The organism is Spirosoma fluviale, from assembly GCF_900230225.1.
Lineage (GTDB): Bacteria > Bacteroidota > Bacteroidia > Cytophagales > Spirosomataceae > Spirosoma > Spirosoma fluviale.
The window spans coordinates 287,933-305,448 of record NZ_OCNH01000002.1 but is presented as its reverse complement, the minus strand read 5'-3'; the positions used below and the strand labels follow the sequence as shown (position 1 = coordinate 305,448).

The following is a 17,516-nucleotide window of genomic DNA, read 5'->3' as shown; positions in this document are numbered from 1 at the left end:
ACCGGGAATCCTCAGCCAGGCAGTGTAACAATAAATTTAGACCCCTCACCCACTTTACTTTCGACCTCCAGCGTACCGTTATGTCCTTTTGTAATGATCTCATAAGCTAGTGACAATCCCAGCCCGGTGCCCTCACCCGTGGGCTTGGTGGTAAAGAATGGCTGGAAAATTTTCTGCTTCACGTCGTCGGCAATCCCCGTCCCATTATCCGCTACGGTGATCACCGCTTCCTTATTGACACAGCGGGTGCTCACAATAACCGTTGGATGATAGCCTAATGGCCCTCCCTGCTTCTGGCGTTGCTGAACGGCGTAAAAAGCGTTTGTAAATAAATTGAGCAGTACCCGGCTGATGTCCTGCGGTATCAGGCTGACTAACCCCAGCGACGAGTCCAGATCGGTGCTAAAGAGCGCGTTGAAGCTTTTATCCTTTGCCCGTAAGCCATGATAAGCCAGGCGGAGATACTCCTCACACAGGGAGTTTATATCAGTAGGTTCACGCTGCCCGGTACTGGTCCGCGAGTGCTGAAGCATGCCTTTCACAATGGACGATGCCCGTCCGCCGTGATAATTTATTTTCTGAAGATTCTGTTTCAGATCGGTCAATAGCTCAGCCTCAAGCTCGGTGTCTCGGTGGGGCTTAACCTGTTCATCCACCAACTCGTCGATTAGCTCAATGCTAACTTCGGAGAAGTTATTGACAAAGTTGAGCGGATTTTGAATTTCATGGGCAATCCCCGCCGTTAACTCGCCCAGTGAGGCCATTTTTTCACTCTGTATAAGTTGTGTCTGCGTCGATTTAAGTTCGACCAGGGCTAACTCCAACTCCTCTTTTTGCCGGGTGATTTCGGCGGTTCGTTCGGCAACTAAATACTCAAGTTCCTGCTTTTTCGCTTCAATAACACGCCGTTGCTCAGCTTCCAGAGCGCGCTCTTCATCAATTTTTACCTGTGCTTTTTTCTGCCGGTTGGCTACGATAAAGAAGCCAATCAGCCAGAATAGGGCAAACCCGTTTATGCTTTCGAAGAAGTCGTCATGTGCCTTGGCAAAATGGGGAAATACGTCCTGTATGATCTTGGAGATCGCCATAAAGAACATAAAAGGCGCAAGGGCAATTAAAAGAGTCCGGGCGGACTGATTGTCTTTAATAAGCCAGACGGTATAGGTAATGGCAGCCAGAGCAAAAAGCCAGATAAGCCGTAGGGGAAAATCTTCATCAATAGCCGTACTCAGAATCACAAAGGAGACATTGACGATCCAGAAACGCTGGAGCATCCTGTCCCACTGCGGTATGCGGTTTCTCGTGTCCAAAAATCGCCGTACCTGCCAGATGATAGCAAGGGTAATAAACGACGAGAAGATTTCATCCTGATTCATTGAGTCTGGTTTAAGTTTGGCTGTGTGGCCCATGCAAGATAGAAACCAAACCGTAACCGAACAATAGGCCGATAAACCTTATGGACTACATTTCTAATCAAGAGGTTACACGTCTTACGAGGCTGTTACACGTTTGGCCAGCACTTCATTCTGCCGCCGAATTCGACCTGACAAACTTTTCACTATGCTCCGCAGCACTTCACTCCGCTCTTCCATTAAATCATAGAAATCATCCTGATCGATACGCAGCAAACGGACATCGGTAATGGCCTCTGCCGTAGCCGAACGAGATTCGGTATCCAGCAGTGCCAACTCGCCAAAAAAGTCACCCCGGCCAAAACGGGCCAGTTCCGTATCACCATCCAGAATAGCTACTTCGCCCGTGTAGATGACGTACATTCCAGTGCCCAGATCACCCTTCCGGAAAATAGATACCCCCGCCTTGTGTTCCTCTTCTTTCATAATTGGCGTGATACTGGCCAGTACGTTTTCGGGCGTTTGGGCAAAAAGACTGGCTTGAGACAATAGCAATACCCGGTCGTAAGCGGAAATCTGCTCGGTAGAATGGGTAGCGTGCGACATAAGTAAGGGGGATAAAGTACTAAAACGGGATTCCAGAGACTGCCGGGCCTGTAGGGCCTCAGCCGGTGGTAGTGTACGCAGAACAACATCGACCGTCCAGGGCGAAAAAACGGTTTCACCCATCCGCAACACAAACGCCCGAATGGGCTCAGGATCATCGAATGGCCCCAGTTCAGCATCGAGAATGCGATTTTTTTCGGCGCGGGGCAGGTCATCCACCAGTACCTGAAGTGTTTGGTAGGTAGCCCGTGGAATCAGGTTATCCAGCATTTCGAGCGAATTGGCCCGACGCTCGCGGGTGGGGTGTCCAATTCCCAGGCGAGCCCCGGCAATGGTTTCGGAGTCATAGAGTTGCATCAACACATCGAACAGCCGCTGCAGCAGTACAGACAGTTCATAATCCAGTGTTTTTGTCAGGGTGGCATCTGTCAAACTCCCGTGCAGGAGCCGCTGGGCTAGTAATACCTCTTCGTGCATAATAGCACGAAAGAGCGCATCATCTTCAGGTTCGTTCGGGAACCGGCGCAAGGCCCGGAGGGCGGCACTTCGCACAAATACATCGGGTTGCTGCGCCAGCCCATTCAGCAGGTGTCGACTCTCTGGCGTCGTAATGGCTCCGCAGACAGCCGCAATACGTTCCAGCACCAGCCGATCGGTAGTCGACTGCCGTACCTGACGCAGGGCCGAGACAGTTTCGGCTCCACGGGCTTTGAGGGCCTGGGTTACGGTTCGACCAATGCTCTTGTGTATAAGATTATCCAGCAAATATCGCGTCAGACCAGCATTGGGCAAATGCCCGGCCGCGTTGATAGCGGCCTTTCGTACATCGGCGTTTGAGCTTTCGAGTCGTTCACTCACCAGGTTGGCAAAGCTATTTAGCCTTAGGTTAGCAATGAGAGCCAGGGCTATTTGCTGAAGTGCAGGGTCCGTATCGGTGGCCAGTTTAGTCAAAGCCGCAAGAGCCGCCGGATCGTGTGGGTTTAACTCCAGCACCCCATTAATAGCGCCCTGCCGGATGGAGAGGTCGGTATGATTAATGAGCGGAGCCAGTTCGGCCGCTTCTACATTGATGCGCCGTCCCAGCAGGTAAGCCGCCTGCTGACGTAAGGCAGGGTCGTCATCCGTCAGGGCAATGTGCGTCACCTGACGAACGGGCAGGGCCTGCTTCATTCGGGTTGCTGCCGCCAGTGTTCTCCGGCGGATACTGGGGCTGGTATGCGCAAGAAGCGCCGGAATCTGTCGGCTAAGCTCTTCGGGATTGTGAACATCCAGCCAGCTGATTGCCGTTAGTACATCGTCGGGCAGGTTACTTTGCAATTGCCGGAGCAGACTGGCCTGCGCTACCGTTGGCATGGCCAGTTGATCCCGCTCCAGAAACCGCCGACCGATGGCATCCGTCAACTCGTGCAGATACCGCTTGTAGGTATGGCGTAACAGCCAGACTGCTCCGGCCAGCACCGTAATCCACACCAGGGCACCACCTGCTTCGAGGGTTGTGTGCAACACATAAATCAGCAGACCGGCAACGCCCAGGCCAATTGGCTCGTACAATCCTTTCGCCAGAGTGTGCCCTTTGAGCCGCTGGGGCGGCAGTAATGGCTGAAATAAAACCAGAAATACAGGGTCAAACAAGGCCCGGCGGGCTACTTCAAAGACCAGGTAAAGGCCACAAAAGTAAATCAGCGAAACGGTTTCACTCGTGGTAAAATAGCGCAGTACAATCAGGCCAACTAAGCCCGTTAAGGCCAGCCAGGGCAATACCAATAGCGAACGCTGGATGCCAAATCGATCGAGAACCTGCCGCGACATCAATAGTTTGACCAGCATAGCGACTCCGTATGTCAGCGCCAGTACGTAACTCACGTAGCGAATCACATCCGTCTGGTCGTGAAAGCGGTGCTTTACGTTGATAAAGAAATTATACTCGATTTCGGTTGCCACAGCGGCCATCACCGCCAGACTCAGGCACATGTAAAAAATCAATTCACTACCGCCAAACCGCTTGCCAATTAATCGGGACGGCTCCCGGCGGGCAACCCGATCGGCTCCCTGTGGCGCGTGAATTTCATGCGACTGGATGGTTAGCTGAAGAATATAAAGTGCCGCCAGAAAGGCTCCGAAAGCAACCAGGAGCAACCGCAGCACGTCGGCATGCGCATGTACCAGAGCAGCCAGAATGGCGCCCATGGCTTTGGCTGGCATATCGCCGGAGCTAATCACGCCAAATAGCCGCTTGCTCTGGCGGGTATCGAACACAACGGCCGAAACGCCCCAGAATTCAAGATTCGTGAGCAGGTAAATAATCCGATAGCCCGTCATAATGGCGACAGCCGCCATAACGGAATGACCAACAACCACCAGGATACCCACCACGATTGTCATCACAACGGCCGCAATCAACACCCGAACGGCCAGACTGCGCAGGGCCAGATGGTGCTCAAAATACGCATAGATCCGACCAACGCCAATCATGGCGGCTGCCGAGGCTATGTATGCAAGGGGGAGACTTGCTTCAGGCTGGTTTTCGAGCAGAATGGCATTGGCTGCTACATAAATGAGAATGGTACCAATGCCAAGCAGAAAGTTATGAATAAAAAATAACCCCACCGTGCGGCTTTCCTCCGGCCGAATGCCCAACGCACGATGCCATCGCTGAGGAGGAGAAACAGGTTGAGAAGTAGAATCTGCACCAACAATCATAAGCGGGATTTACAACGCAATTTACCGTCAAATATACGCACCAGTGAATCAGAAGCGGGTAAGCGCTGCGTTAATTTGAGTCACAAAATCAGCTTAAAATCCTTTAAGCAAAAATTAATGAAAAAGCGATTTAATGACTATACGCAAGAAAATTACACAACCTATAGACTTAGACTAAAAACATCATAATACGAATAATATTTCACAAAATGCGATTTCTAAGAATAAAATCATGCATTTGTACCGATTTTATACATATTAATTATTTTTTAATCTGTACTTAATAGCAGGTTAATATCAGTTGCTGAATCTTGTCCAGTCTTAAGCCAAGAACGCAACTGATAACCTAAATGGAAGCACAAGTTAAACCTATTATCCACGTTGTTCCGGCGAAAGGCCTTGCCGGGTTGAAAGAAAATTGGCAGTCCGATCTATTATCAGGGTTTCTGGTTTCACTGATTGCTTTGCCACTCAGCCTTGGTATAGCGTCGGCTAGTAATTTTCCGCCAATCATGGGCGTGTTAACAGCCATTGTCGGTGGGTTGATCGTTGCATTTTTTGCGGGCTCGGAGCCAACCATAAAAGGTCCGGCGGCTGGATTAATTGTGATTGTAGCCGGGTGCGTTGACGAACTGGGCAGGGGTGATCTTGACCTGGGCTGGAAGCTGGCTCTGGGTGTTATTATAGTAGCCGGCGTGCTGCAAGTGGTTATGGGCGTGCTGAAAGTAGCCAAACTGGCCGACTTTTTTCCCTTATCAGCGGTACACGGAATGCTGGCGGCTATCGGGATTATCATCATGTCAAAGCAGATTCACCTGGCCGTTGGTATCGCTCCTTCTGAATTAAAAGGCAAAGAACCCTTAGAACTGATTGCGATGGTACCTCACAGCCTTTCTCACATGGAGTGGCACGTGGCGCTCATTGGTATCGTGAGCCTGATTATTCTGTTCAGCTGGCCGAACATTAAAAGCAAAGCCATCAAGAAAATTCCCCCCGCGCTGGTTGTACTCGTTGTAGCCGTAGCCATGGGCTTATACTTCCACCTGTCTGACACAAAACTATACAGCGATATTAAGCCGCTGGTGAACCCCGGCGAGTTTAAGCTGTCATACAATGCAAATTTCGGCGCCTGGTCGGGCGATTTACTGCCCATCGCCCTGAAATACCTGGCTATGTTTACCCTAATTGGCTCGCTGGAGTCGTTATTAACGGGAAAAGCCATTGATCTGCTTGACCCCTACAAGCGTAAATCGAATCTGAGTAAAGATTTAACGGCGGTTGGCATTGGCAACATGGTATCGGCAGCACTGGGTGGTCTGCCCATGATTTCGGAAGTGGCCCGTTCGTCCGCCAACCTGACAAACGGCGGCAAAACCCGCTGGGCTAACTTCTTCCAGGGCGGATTTCTGCTGCTTTTTGTAGTAGCCCTTGTTCCGCTCATCAAACTGGTTCCGGTAGCCGCGCTGGCCGCTATCCTGATTGCCGTTGGCTTCCGGTTAGCCGCTCCCAAAGAGTTTCGCCACATGTACCACATTGGACCAGAGCAGCTGATTGTCTTTGTCGTGACCATCATTGCTACCCTGGCAACGGACTTGCTGATTGGTATCGCCGTGGGGATTGCTGCCGAATTCATTATCCAGCTTGCACTTGGCTTACCGGTCAAATACCTGTTCAGACCTGAACAAAAGCTCATCTCGATTGGCAATGAACACACCCTTACTATTACCGGTGCGGCTGTCTTTACGAACTACCTGTCGATCAAAAAACAACTGGACACCATCCCGCAGGGAGCTGGTCAGCATGTAACGGTCGACTTGCACCACGCCCGTTACGTAGACCATACCGTTATGGAAAATCTGCACAATTACGAGCGCGATTTCCAATTGGCTGGTGGCGAGTTTCACGTTATTAACCTCGATGAGCACCAACCCATGTCAGCTCACCCGCTGGCGGCCCGTCGGAAGAGAATGGCTGTCTAATCGTTTGTTGTTCATTACGTAAAGCCATCTCCTCGGGGATGGCTTTTTGTTTACATGAGAAATAGTTTTCTTACTATTGTGGCGAACCTATAACGCACTATATAGTTTCATTTATAGTTCTCTTTTCAGGACTTATTTTTGCAAAAATTTTAACTTTTCAGGTCGTTGTTCACGCAAACGGACGCCAATCAGCAGTCAGTAGGATAAAATCAACAAATTTTGGCTAACTCTGTAGCTGATACGCTACCTTTGCGGGTCAAAACAACGACGCGCCCCCGTCATGGATCAGTACTCATATATCGCCAATTCCGACGCGGCTTACGTAGATCAACTTTATCAGTCTTATAAACAAGACCCACAGACAGTTGACGAAAGCTGGCAGCAATTTTTTAAAGGGTTCGAGTTTTCACTCACCTATGGTGAAAAAGCCAATGGAAACGGCACCGGCAGTCAGGGCGAGCCTGGCAAAAGCAACGGTGCCGCGCTAAACGGCTCATCCGGCAACGGACAAACCACCGCCAAACCAGTAGATGCCTCCCACGCCGAAAAGGAAGTCTCGGTTGCCAGTTTAATTAAGGCATACCGGTCACGTGGTCACCTGCTGGCGAAAACCAATCCGCTCAGAGAGCGCAAAGACCGGCAACCCCGCGTTGATCTGCCCGATTACGCGCTGTCCGAAGCCGATTTGGACACCGTTTTCGAATCAGGCAAACTGCTCGGAATCGGACCAGCCACGTTGCGGGTTATCATGGATTCGCTGCGGAAGATTTATGCGGGTGAGATCGGCTTTGAGTACATGTACATCCGTGAACTGGATGTCAAAAACTGGCTTCGGAACAAAATCGAGAAAGAAGCGCTCGTTTTCATGCCCACACTGGATGAGAAAAAGCGTATTCTCGAAAAACTGAACGAAGCTACCGTTTTCGAAAACTTCCTTGCCACAAAATACCTCGGTCAGAAGCGTTTTTCGCTGGAAGGCGGTGAAGTAACCATTCCTGCACTCGACACCATCATCAGCCAGGCAGCCGACATGGGCGTTGAAGAAGTGATGATTGGTATGGCGCACCGCGGACGACTCAACGTACTTGCTAATATTCTGGGCAAGTCGTACGAGTCGATCTTCGACGGCTTTGAAGGCAACGTACCCGAGCAGGTACACGGAGACGGTGACGTAAAATACCACCTGGGCTACTCCAGCCTCACCGAAACCAAATCGGGCAAGCAAATCAGCGTGAAGCTGGCTCCTAACCCATCGCACCTTGAAGCGGTCAACCCCGTTGTGGAAGGCTTTGTGCGGGCGCAGGCCGATGAAGAATACCAGGGTAATTTCACGAAGATCATGCCAATCCTGATCCACGGCGATGCAGCCGTTGCCGGTCAGGGTATTGTATACGAAGTGACACAAATGGCGAAACTGGCGGGCTACACAACCGGCGGTACCGTTCACTTTGTGATTAACAACCAGATTGGTTTCACCACCGATTTTGAAGATGCGCGCTCGTCGATCTATTGCTCAGACGTTGCCAAAATCATCGACGCGCCTATATTCCACGTCAACGGCGACGATCCTGAAGCGGTTATTTTCTGCGCCAAACTGGCGGTAGAATTCCGGGAGAAGTTCAACCGGGATGTGTTCATCGACATGGTTTGCTACCGTCGCTACGGTCACAACGAAGCCGATGAACCGAAGTTCACGCAGCCGACGATGTACAACATCATCGAAAAACACCAGAACCCACGCGAAATCTATAAGGAACTGCTCATCAAGCGGGGCGATGTAGACGCCGAACTGGCGCAACGCATGGATACGGAATTCAAGAAGCAATTGCAGGACCGGCTCGACCGTGTGAAGCAAAAAGCCGAAATTCCCTACAAACCACTCCGTCTGGACCTCGACTGGGCTGAACTTCGTTTCAGCGAACCATCGGACTTTGAAAAATCGCCCGAAACGGGTGTACCGGTCGAAACGCTGGAGACCATCGGTAAAGCACTGGTGAAACTGCCGGAAGGATTCAAGCCGCTGAAGCAAATCGACAAATTGCTGAAAGACCGGCAAACCATGCTCACCGATACCAAAACGGTGAACTGGGGAACAGCCGAGTTGCTGGCGTATGGTTCGTTGCTGCTCGATGGCCGACCTGTTCGTTTAAGCGGCCAGGATGTTCAGCGGGGTACGTTCTCGCACCGTCATGCCGTGCTGCACGATTCCGAGACAAATGCGTCGTACTCGTCGCTTGATTACATTAAGGAGGATCAGCAGAAATTTCAGATATTCAACTCGTTGCTGTCGGAGTACGGCGTACTGGGCTTTGAATATGGCTATGCCATGGCGAACCCCCACGCGCTGGTGATCTGGGAAGCGCAGTTCGGTGATTTCTCGAACGGTGCCCAGCTTATCATCGACCAGTTTATTGCTGCTGGCGAGTCGAAATGGGGTATTCAAAACGGGGTAACGATGCTGCTTCCTCACGGCTACGAAGGCCAGGGACCGGAGCACTCCAATGCCCGTCCTGAGCGTTACCTGCAACTCTACGCCGAATACAACATGGTGGTGGCTAACATTACCACCCCGGCCAACCTGTTCCATGCTATGCGTCGGCAGTTGGCCTGGACGTTCCGGAAGCCGCTGGTGATCATGTCGCCCAAGTCGTTGCTGCGCCATCCGAAATGCGTTTCTCCATTGGAAGACCTTACCAAAGGAGCCTTCCAGGAAATCATCGACGATAGTTACGCACAGGCGAAAAAGGTGAAGCGTGTGCTGCTTTGCACCGGTAAAGTCTATTATGACCTGCTCGACAAACAACAGGCCGATCAGCGTGATGATGTAGCCATTGTACGCATTGAACAGTTAGCTCCCCTTTCCAAAACCCAGTTGAACGCGGTATTGGAGAAATACAAGAAAGCCGAGATCTTCTGGGTACAGGAAGAGCCGGAAAACATGGGCTACTGGACGTACCTGTTACGCATTGGGTTGACCTACCCGGTCATTTCGCGGAAAGCGTCGGCTTCACCCGCCACAGGTTACCCAAAAATACATTCTCAGGAACAAGCCGACATTGTTCGAAGAGCGTTTGAATAAAAACAGTTGTAAGTTGTACGTGCTAAGTTTGTAAGTATTGCTATCGCATAACCCTTATAAACTTAGCACGTACAACTTGCTCACTTACAACTAAGTATATGGCCGTTGACATGAAAATCCCACCCGTGGGGGAATCCATTACCGAAGTAACTGTTGGTACCTGGTACAAAAAAGAAGGTGACCACGTAAAAATGGACGATGTACTTTGCGGACTCGACTCCGACAAGGCCACGTTTGAACTCACTGCCGAAGCCGACGGTGTTCTGCATATTCTGGCGCAGGAAGGCGATGTATTGCCCATTGGAGCCAGCATTTGTACCATTGACGGTGATGGCAGTGCTCCGGCACCCGCACCCGCTGCGGAGCCCGCAAAAGCTGAAACTCCAGCTCCAGCGCCATCAGCACCCGCCCCCCAGCCTGCTCCGGCTATGCAATCGGTAGCGGAACCGGCACAAGCGGCCGTAGCCACTCCGGCGGCTGCAGCGAGCGTCATCGAAATGAAAGTTCCGGCCGTGGGCGAATCCGTTACGGAAGTGACCATTGCCTCCTGGAGCAAAAAAGACGGTGATCAGGTGGCCCTTGATGAAGTTCTGTGCGAACTCGAATCAGACAAGGCAACGTTTGAACTCCCCGCCGAAGCGGCCGGTATACTCCGCATCGTTGCTCAAGCTGGAGAAACGCTGCCCATTGGTGCGTTGATCGCCAAAATAGAAGTAGGTGCGTCTGCTGCTCCGGCCGCTGCCCCTGCGCCACAACCTGCTGCTAGTGCCCCCGCTGCCGACACATCGGGTAACGGTCAGAATGGCACCAGCTATGCCGCGAATTATCCATCGCCCGCAGCTGCTAAAATTCTGGACGAGAAAGGCGTTAACGCTCAACAGGTTCAGGGTACCGGCGTTGGCGGACGTATTACAAAAGACGATGCCATGAAAGCATCACCCGCTCCGGCACCAACTCCAGCACCCGCTCCTCAGCCAGCAGCGGCTAAACCAGCGGCTCCGGCACCCGCTCCGGCGGCTCCAAGTGTACCGGGTAGCCGTAACCAGCGTCGCGAAAAAATGACTTCCCTCCGTCGGACAATTGCCCGCCGGTTAGTGGCTGTCAAGAATGAAACGGCTATGCTGACTACCTTCAACGAGGTGGACATGAAGCCGATCATGGATCTGCGGAATAAATTCAAAGATAAATTCAAGGAGAAAAACGGCGTGGGTCTTGGCTTCATGTCGTTCTTCACCAAAGCCGTTTGTATCGCCCTGAAGGATTTCCCGGCAGTAAACGCCCAGATCGACGGTGATCAGATGGTATTCAACGATTTCTGTGATATTTCAATCGCGGTTTCGTCAGATCGGGGTCTGGTTGTTCCCGTTATCCGGAATGCCGATCAGTTGAGTTTCGCTCAAATCGAGAAAGAAGTCGTTCGTTTGGCGGGTCTGGCGCGTGAAAACAAACTGACCATCGAGCAAATGACCGGTGGTACGTTCACCATTACTAATGGTGGCACGTTCGGGTCGATGCTGTCGACACCCATTATCAACGCACCACAGTCGGCTATTCTGGGTATGCACAACATCGTTGAGCGTGCCGTAGTCGTCAACGGTGAGATTGTTATCCGGCCGATCATGTACGTAGCCCTTTCGTACGACCACCGGATCATCGACGGTAAAGAATCGGTTAGCTTCCTGGTTCGTGTAAAACAAATTCTGGAAGACCCAACCCGGATTTTATTCGATATGTAATCAATAAGGTTTCTTACAAAAAAGGCCGCCCCGACATTCGGAGCGGCCTTTTTTGTAGTACCGACCATCCCGGTCGGTACTACTTTGAAATCAAGCTCACACCACCCATTTCGGCGGGTTGCGGGATGCCCATTAGTTCCAGAATTGTCGGGGCAATATCGGCTAGTTTGCCATTCTTTAGCGACGGGTGGTAGTCTTTGTCGATCAGAATACACGGCACCAGGTTCGTTGTGTGAGCTGTATTGGGTGTGCCGTCATCATTTGTCATGAACTCGGCATTACCGTGGTCAGCGATGATGATTGTCGTATAGCCGTGGGCAAGAGCCGCTTCGGTTACGGCCTGGGCACAGGCATCGGCAGTTTCGGCAGCGATTTTCACCGCTTCAAATACGCCCGTGTGGCCTACCATGTCGGTATTAGCGAAGTTCAGGCAGATGAAGTCCGGCTCTTCGCTTTCCAACTCGGGAATAATGGCGTCACGAATATCGTAAGCGGCCATTTCCGGCTTTTGATCGTACGTCTTCACCGGAATCGTTGTTTCTACGCCGTTTGCATCGCGCACCACCATTTCTTTCGGCGAAGGGCACAGCAAACGTTTCTCTCCGGCAAACGGCTCTTCGCGACCACCGGAGAAGAAGAACGTAACGTGCGGGTACTTCTCGGTTTCGGCAATACGAATCTGCTTCCGACCAGCTCCGGCAATGACTTCACCGATTGTGTTTTGCAGGTTGTCTTTATCGAAAATGACGCTTACGTTCTCGAACTCGCTGTCGTAATTCGTCATCGTAATGTATTCCAGCGACAGTTTTTTCATGTCCTGTTCCGGAAAATCCTTCTGCGTCAAGGCCTGTGTGATTTCGCGGCCCCGGTCGGTGCGGAAGTTGAAGCACAGCACCACATCGCCATCTTGAATCAAAGCCACCGGCGAGCCATCGGCATTAGACACAATAAGCGGCTTGATAAACTCATCCGTCACGCCCGCATCGTACGACGCCTGCAACGATGCTGCGATGTCATTAGCGGCCACTTTTGTGCCCTCACCTTTCACCATACCGTCGTAAGCGATCTTTACCCGCTCCCAGCGATTGTCGCGGTCCATGGCGTAATAGCGTCCAATGACCGTTGCAATCTGTCCGGTCGATACGGCCATATGCGCCTGTAAATCGGTCAGATAACCAATGCCACCTTTCGGATCGGTATCGCGGCCATCGGTAAAGGCATGAACAAATACGTCGGTCAGACCGTGGCTCTGCGCAATGGAAAGTAACCCTTTTACATGTTCGATATGGGCATGAACGCCCCCATCGGACACCAGACCGATGAAATGTACTTTTTTACCGTTGGTTTTGGCATAGTTCAGCGCATTGACCAGCACGGGCTCGGTATCGAGCGTATGTTCTTCAACGGCTTTATTGACTTTTACCAGATCCTGATAAACGACCCGGCCCGCGCCCAGATTCATGTGCCCCACTTCGGAGTTGCCCATCTGACCGGGGGGAAGCCCAACCGCTAATCCGGATGCTTCCAGCGTACTATGAGGATAGATTGGGTAAAGCGACTTCATAAACGGCGTATTGGCGGCTTCAATAGCCGATACTTCGGGTTTTAGCGGAATACCCCAACCGTCGAGAATGATGAGAATTACTTTTTTGTCCATAAGTTCAATTAGTGAATGAGCGAATGAGTGAATTAAGAATGAACGAAAGAGCCAGGGTGCTTATTCACTCATTTTTAATTCACTCATTCGCTCATTGATAAGGTATGTAAGTAGCTGACGACAGCATCGGAGGGTAATCTGGTAGACCTCTTCAAATACCTCCGGCCCTTCGTAATAGGGGTCTGGCACATTCGGCTGGTCGTTTACGTCCGGGTCGAACTCGCGGAGTAAGAAAATGGTATCGGCCGTATGAAGGCCTGTGCTCCGGTAATTCAGCTTTTCGATGGCTTCCAGGTTCATTTCATCCATGGCCACGAAGTAATCGAATAAGGCCAGATCTTCGCCAATCAGCCGTCGGGCGCGGTGGGTGAGCGTCAGGCCGTGTTCGAGGGCGTTTTCGCGGGTACGGCGGTCGGGTAACTGACCAATATGAAACGAAGCGGTTCCGGCCGAATCGGTCTGAATCTGTTCAGCCAGCCCGGCCTCGGCAACCAGCATCCGAAACACCCCCTCCGCCACCGGCGACCGGCAGATGTTGCCGTAACAAACGAAGAGAACGTTTAGCATAGGGCTAAGGGCATGGAGCATGGGGTGAAGGGCATGGAGCAATCGTTAATCCTTTGCCCCGCGCCCCAAGCCCTATGCTATTTTTCCAACTGTTCATTCTGTTCGTCGACAATGACGAATACATCTTCGCCCGGCTTTTTCATCAGGTATTTTTCGCGGGCAAACTTCTCGCGGAGACGGTCATTGCCGAGCACCTCCCGCCGTTCGGTTTGTACGGCTTTGATTTTATCCTGATAATAAGCGGCATCACCGTCGAGCTTTTGAAGTTGCCACCAGTTGCGAATCTGTGTTTGCAAGTCGTTCGCGTCGAAAAAAGTCATCCACACCAACAACCCCAGGCCGGTAGCGACGTAAAAATTGCGAACGAAGCGGAGAAGACGATTGAGCATGAGGCAAAGGGTTTGGGGCAGAGGGTTTGGGGCAGAGGGTTTGGGGCAGAGAGCTCGGGGCAAGGGATAATTTAACCTTTGCCCCGAACCCTCTACCTCATGCCCTCTGCTAAAACTTGAGTCCCGGGAAATAAGCGGTTTCGCCCAACTCCTCTTCGATACGAAGCAACTGGTTGTATTTCGCCATCCGGTCAGAACGCGAGGCCGAACCCGTTTTGATCTGACCCGTGTTGAGCGCCACAGCCAGGTCGGCGATGGTAGCATCTTCGGTTTCGCCCGAACGGTGCGACATGATGTTTTTGTACGAATTCCGTTTCGCCAGGTTAACAGTATCGATCGTTTCGGTGAGCGAGCCGATCTGGTTTACTTTCACCAGAATGGCGTTGGCAATACCTTTATCGATACCTTCCTGTAAACGAGTTACGTTCGTTACGAACAGGTCGTCGCCAACCAATTGTACGTCCGTACCTTTCAGCGCATCGGTATGGGCTTTCCAGCCCGCCCAGTCGTCTTCGGCCATACCATCTTCGATGGAGAGAATTGGGTATTTGGTAGCCCAGTCTTTCCAGAAGCCCGCCATTTCTGAAGACGTCAGTTTGTCGCCGGTCGATTTTTTGAAGTGATACATGCCTGTTTCAGCGTCGTAGAACTCCGATGTAGCGGCATCCATCGCAATCCAGACATCTTCGCCCGGCCGGTAGCCAGCTTTCTCGATTGCCTGCATGATGGTTTGGATAGCTTCTTCGTTCGACTTGATGTTTGGGGCAAATCCGCCTTCGTCACCTACGTTGGTAGCCAGGCCCATTTTCTTCAATACACCTTTCAGGGTATGGAAGATTTCGGTACCCATACGCAGTGCTTCGGAGAAAGTAGCCGCGTTGGCGGGCATAACCATAAACTCCTGGAAGTCAATTGAATTGTCGGCATGCGAACCTCCGTTCAGGATGTTCATCATGGGTACGGGCAGCGTGTTGGCATTTACGCCACCAATGTAGCGATAAAGCGGGAGGTTGGCTTCCTGTGCAGCGGCTTTGGAAGCGGCCAGCGACACGCCCAGAATGGCATTGGCGCCTAAACGGCCTTTGTTGGGAGTACCGTCCAGCTCAAGCATAATTTTATCAATCATGCTTTGTTCAAAGACCGAAATGCCGACCAGTTCAGGATAAATCAGTTCGTTGACGTTTGAAACGGCTTTCAGAACGCCTTTCCCCACATATACTTTAGAATCGTCGTCGCGAAGTTCGACAGCTTCGTGTGTGCCGGTCGATGCGCCCGATGGTACGGCAGCCCGTCCCAGAAAACCGTTTTCGGTACGGACGTCCACTTCGACAGTCGGGTTACCACGTGAATCCAGGATCTGCCGGGCATGAATGCTTTGGATGGTACTCATTGCAAAATAATAAGAGGTGTTAACAACGAAAATTTTCTATCGTTCCGGCGTACCGGTTTATCGGGTTTGACTACCAAGCTATTAGGCTGGTTGACTAACCAGCCACAAAGTAACGAAATACAGGGCAAAACTTTAGAAAAAGGATAGCGATTGCTGTGTTACTTAATCAATAATTCATGGTCAATAGAGTCCTGAAACAGAAGTTACCAGAAAATGTTGTCTATTTGTGAGCTGATCATTCGCCACTAAACAAACCATACCCATGCGAGGTCTATTATATTTTCTATTGTTCTTATTAGTCATTTTCGGTGTGCTTTATGCGCTCACCGGCTGGAGTTATAGTGATGGCGAACGTGCCGGAACGGTTTCTAAGTTCAGTCGTCGGGGTTTTCTGTTTAAAACCTATGAAGGCGTGTTGAACGTAGGCGGCTTCTCGGGCGAAACGGGCTCCTTAACTCCCCAGTATTTTGATTTCTCGGTAAAAGATGATGCGGTAGCCGCTGAGGTTACCCAGGCCGTCAAAACGGGACAGCGGGTAACGCTGCATTACGAAGAGAAGATCCTGAAATTCCCCTGGAATGGCGAAACGAAATACTACATTACTGACGTAGAAATCGTTGGTCCACCGGCGCGTCCATACGGTGATGGCTCTGCTTATCCGGGCTATCAGCAAGGCCAGCCACAGACGGCTCAGCCCCAGCCGGCACAGCCGCAGAATCAGCAGCCGGCAACGGCCCAGCCACCCGTTATGGCAGACACCCTACGGTAAAGACACTGACTACCATAAGCCTGTCGACTATCTTGAAAATGAGTTAGTTGACAGGCTTTTTTAGGCTATATTATTTTGCACAAACGAAGCCTGAAAACCCCTTAACTATTTTCAAAAGTCATTTGGTAATCTGCCCGTTTTTGGGTAATTTTATCTGTTTAAACAACCATCCTAACATGGCAAAATCAGATACGGCGCAAGCCACAGCATCTGCTAATGACAGTAAACTAAAAGCCCTTCAAACAACCATCGAGAAACTGGATAAAGCCTTTGGTAAAGGCACTGTTATGCGCCTGAGCGAAAGCAAAGTCGTTGACGTTCCGGTTATCTCAACGGGCTCCCTGGGCCTGGATTTAGCCCTCGGCATTGGCGGATTACCCCGTGGCCGTGTTGTTGAAATCTACGGACCGGAATCATCAGGTAAAACAACGCTGACATTACACGCGATTGCCGAAGCACAGAAAGCCGGTGGGCTGGCAGCGTTCATTGATGCCGAACACGCTTTTGATCGCACCTACGCTGAAAAGCTGGGTATCGACGTTAAAAACCTGCTTATCTCGCAACCTGACAATGGTGAGCAAGCGCTTGAGATCGCCGAACACCTCATCAGCTCCGGTGCTATTGATATTATCGTTATTGACTCCGTAGCTGCTCTTGTACCGAAAGCCGAGATCGAAGGCGAAATGGGCGAAAGCAAAATGGGGCTTCAGGCCCGTCTGATGTCGCAGGCATTACGGAAATTGACCGGTACCATCAACAAAACCGGTTGCTGCTGTATTTTTATCAACCAGCTACGTGAAAAAATCGGTGTGATGTTCGGTAACCCCGAAACGACCACCGGTGGTAACGCCCTGAAATTCTATGCATCGGTTCGTCTGGACATCCGTCGTATCGGGCAGATCAAAGAAGGTGCAGACAATGTTGTGGGTAACCGCACCAAAGTTAAGGTCGTCAAGAATAAACTGGCCGCTCCTTTCAAAGTGGTCGAATTCGACATTATGTACGGGCAGGGCATTTCTAAAGTCGGTGAGATTCTCGATCTGGCCGTTGAAATGGAAATCGTGAAGAAATCGGGTTCCTGGTTCTCGTACGGCACCAGCCGTCTGGCACAGGGCCGCGATGCCGTGAAGGAACTGCTCCTCGACAACCCCGAACTGATGGGCGAAATTGAAGGCAAGATCCGCGCGAAGATCGCCGACGATCAGGATGCTCTCCTCGATCCTATCCTTGCCGCCACCGCCGATAACGACGAAGGTGAGATTGACGATTAATAGTTTTTTGGTGTAGTACCG

The 17,516-nt window shown here is 51.3% G+C and carries 11 protein-coding genes; 5 read left to right on the top strand and 6 right to left on the bottom strand.

The window, feature by feature from the left end; genetic code table 11:
- Window positions 1-11 precede the first annotated feature (11 nt).
- Together CRO74_RS32380 and CRO74_RS12120 are read right to left on the bottom strand one after the other, a co-directional pair.
- A complete protein-coding gene (locus CRO74_RS32380) occupies window positions 12-1,376 on the bottom strand; it encodes an ATP-binding protein (RefSeq protein WP_097126326.1) in 1,365 nt (454 codons plus the stop codon).
- Between the two features lie 114 nt (window positions 1,377-1,490).
- Window positions 1,491-4,658 carry a cyclic nucleotide-binding domain-containing protein gene (locus CRO74_RS12120; protein WP_097126325.1) on the bottom strand — a complete coding sequence of 1,056 codons (3,168 nt, stop codon included), beginning with the start codon at window positions 4,656-4,658 and terminating at the stop codon, window positions 1,491-1,493.
- A 350-nt stretch (window positions 4,659-5,008) separates the two neighbouring features.
- On the opposite strand from CRO74_RS12120, the gene CRO74_RS12115 reads away from it, so the two are divergent.
- The 3 genes from CRO74_RS12115 to odhB all read left to right on the top strand — a co-directional run bounded on the left by CRO74_RS12115 (window position 5,009) and on the right by odhB (window position 11,452).
- Complete coding sequence (locus tag CRO74_RS12115; protein WP_097126324.1) at window positions 5,009-6,637, top strand: SulP family inorganic anion transporter; 1,629 nt, start codon at window positions 5,009-5,011, stop codon at window positions 6,635-6,637.
- A gap of 280 nt (window positions 6,638-6,917) precedes the next feature.
- Window positions 6,918-9,716 carry a 2-oxoglutarate dehydrogenase E1 component gene (locus CRO74_RS12110; RefSeq protein ID WP_097126323.1) on the top strand — a complete coding sequence of 933 codons (2,799 nt, stop codon included), beginning with the start codon at window positions 6,918-6,920 and terminating at the stop codon, window positions 9,714-9,716.
- A 98-nt stretch (window positions 9,717-9,814) separates the two neighbouring features.
- Complete coding sequence (gene odhB, locus CRO74_RS12105) at window positions 9,815-11,452, top strand: 2-oxoglutarate dehydrogenase complex dihydrolipoyllysine-residue succinyltransferase (RefSeq protein WP_097126322.1); 1,638 nt, start codon at window positions 9,815-9,817, stop codon at window positions 11,450-11,452.
- Between the two features lie 79 nt (window positions 11,453-11,531).
- Here odhB and gpmI read toward each other — a convergent pair whose 3' ends face one another.
- The 4 genes from gpmI to eno form a co-directional block, all read right to left on the bottom strand.
- Window positions 11,532-13,109 (bottom strand): 2,3-bisphosphoglycerate-independent phosphoglycerate mutase, encoded by a 1,578-nt coding sequence (gpmI, locus tag CRO74_RS12100; protein ID WP_097126321.1) that lies wholly within the window; start codon window positions 13,107-13,109, stop codon window positions 11,532-11,534.
- Window positions 13,110-13,169: 60 nt separating this feature from the next.
- Complete coding sequence (locus CRO74_RS12095; RefSeq protein WP_097127081.1) at window positions 13,170-13,676, bottom strand: low molecular weight protein-tyrosine-phosphatase; 507 nt, start codon at window positions 13,674-13,676, stop codon at window positions 13,170-13,172.
- 77 nt (window positions 13,677-13,753) lie between these two features.
- Window positions 13,754-14,065 (bottom strand): FtsB family cell division protein, encoded by a 312-nt coding sequence (locus CRO74_RS12090; protein ID WP_097126320.1) that lies wholly within the window; start codon window positions 14,063-14,065, stop codon window positions 13,754-13,756.
- 109 nt (window positions 14,066-14,174) lie between these two features.
- The gene (gene eno, locus CRO74_RS12085; protein ID WP_097126319.1) at window positions 14,175-15,455 is read right to left on the bottom strand and encodes a phosphopyruvate hydratase; all 1,281 of its coding nucleotides are present in this window, start codon (window positions 15,453-15,455) and stop codon (window positions 14,175-14,177) included.
- Between the two features lie 262 nt (window positions 15,456-15,717).
- On the opposite strand from eno, the gene CRO74_RS12080 reads away from it, so the two are divergent.
- Both CRO74_RS12080 and recA read left to right on the top strand, forming a co-directional pair.
- Entirely contained in the window at window positions 15,718-16,224 is a 507-nt protein-coding gene (locus CRO74_RS12080; protein ID WP_097126318.1) for a DUF8785 domain-containing protein, read from the top strand.
- Between the two features lie 176 nt (window positions 16,225-16,400).
- The gene (gene recA / locus CRO74_RS12075; protein WP_097126317.1) at window positions 16,401-17,495 is read left to right on the top strand and encodes a recombinase RecA; all 1,095 of its coding nucleotides are present in this window, start codon (window positions 16,401-16,403) and stop codon (window positions 17,493-17,495) included.
- Window positions 17,496-17,516: the final 21 nt, after the last annotated feature.

Coding starts and splice junctions, on each gene's coding strand:
- eno (WP_097126319.1), bottom strand. CDS start 15,455: ATGAGTACCATCCAAAGCATTCATGCCCGGCAGATCCTGGATTCACGT.
- CRO74_RS12110 (WP_097126323.1), top strand. CDS start 6,918: ATGGATCAGTACTCATATATCGCCAATTCCGACGCGGCTTACGTAGAT.
- gpmI (WP_097126321.1), bottom strand. CDS start 13,109: ATGGACAAAAAAGTAATTCTCATCATTCTCGACGGTTGGGGTATTCCG.
- CRO74_RS12120 (WP_097126325.1), bottom strand. CDS start 4,658: ATGATTGTTGGTGCAGATTCTACTTCTCAACCTGTTTCTCCTCCTCAG.
- recA (WP_097126317.1), top strand. CDS start 16,401: ATGGCAAAATCAGATACGGCGCAAGCCACAGCATCTGCTAATGACAGT.
- odhB (WP_097126322.1), top strand. CDS start 9,815: ATGGCCGTTGACATGAAAATCCCACCCGTGGGGGAATCCATTACCGAA.
- CRO74_RS12115 (WP_097126324.1), top strand. CDS start 5,009: ATGGAAGCACAAGTTAAACCTATTATCCACGTTGTTCCGGCGAAAGGC.
- CRO74_RS12080 (WP_097126318.1), top strand. CDS start 15,718: ATGCGAGGTCTATTATATTTTCTATTGTTCTTATTAGTCATTTTCGGT.
- CRO74_RS12090 (WP_097126320.1), bottom strand. CDS start 14,065: ATGCTCAATCGTCTTCTCCGCTTCGTTCGCAATTTTTACGTCGCTACC.
- CRO74_RS12095 (WP_097127081.1), bottom strand. CDS start 13,676: ATGCTAAACGTTCTCTTCGTTTGTTACGGCAACATCTGCCGGTCGCCG.
- CRO74_RS32380 (WP_097126326.1), bottom strand. CDS start 1,376: ATGAATCAGGATGAAATCTTCTCGTCGTTTATTACCCTTGCTATCATC.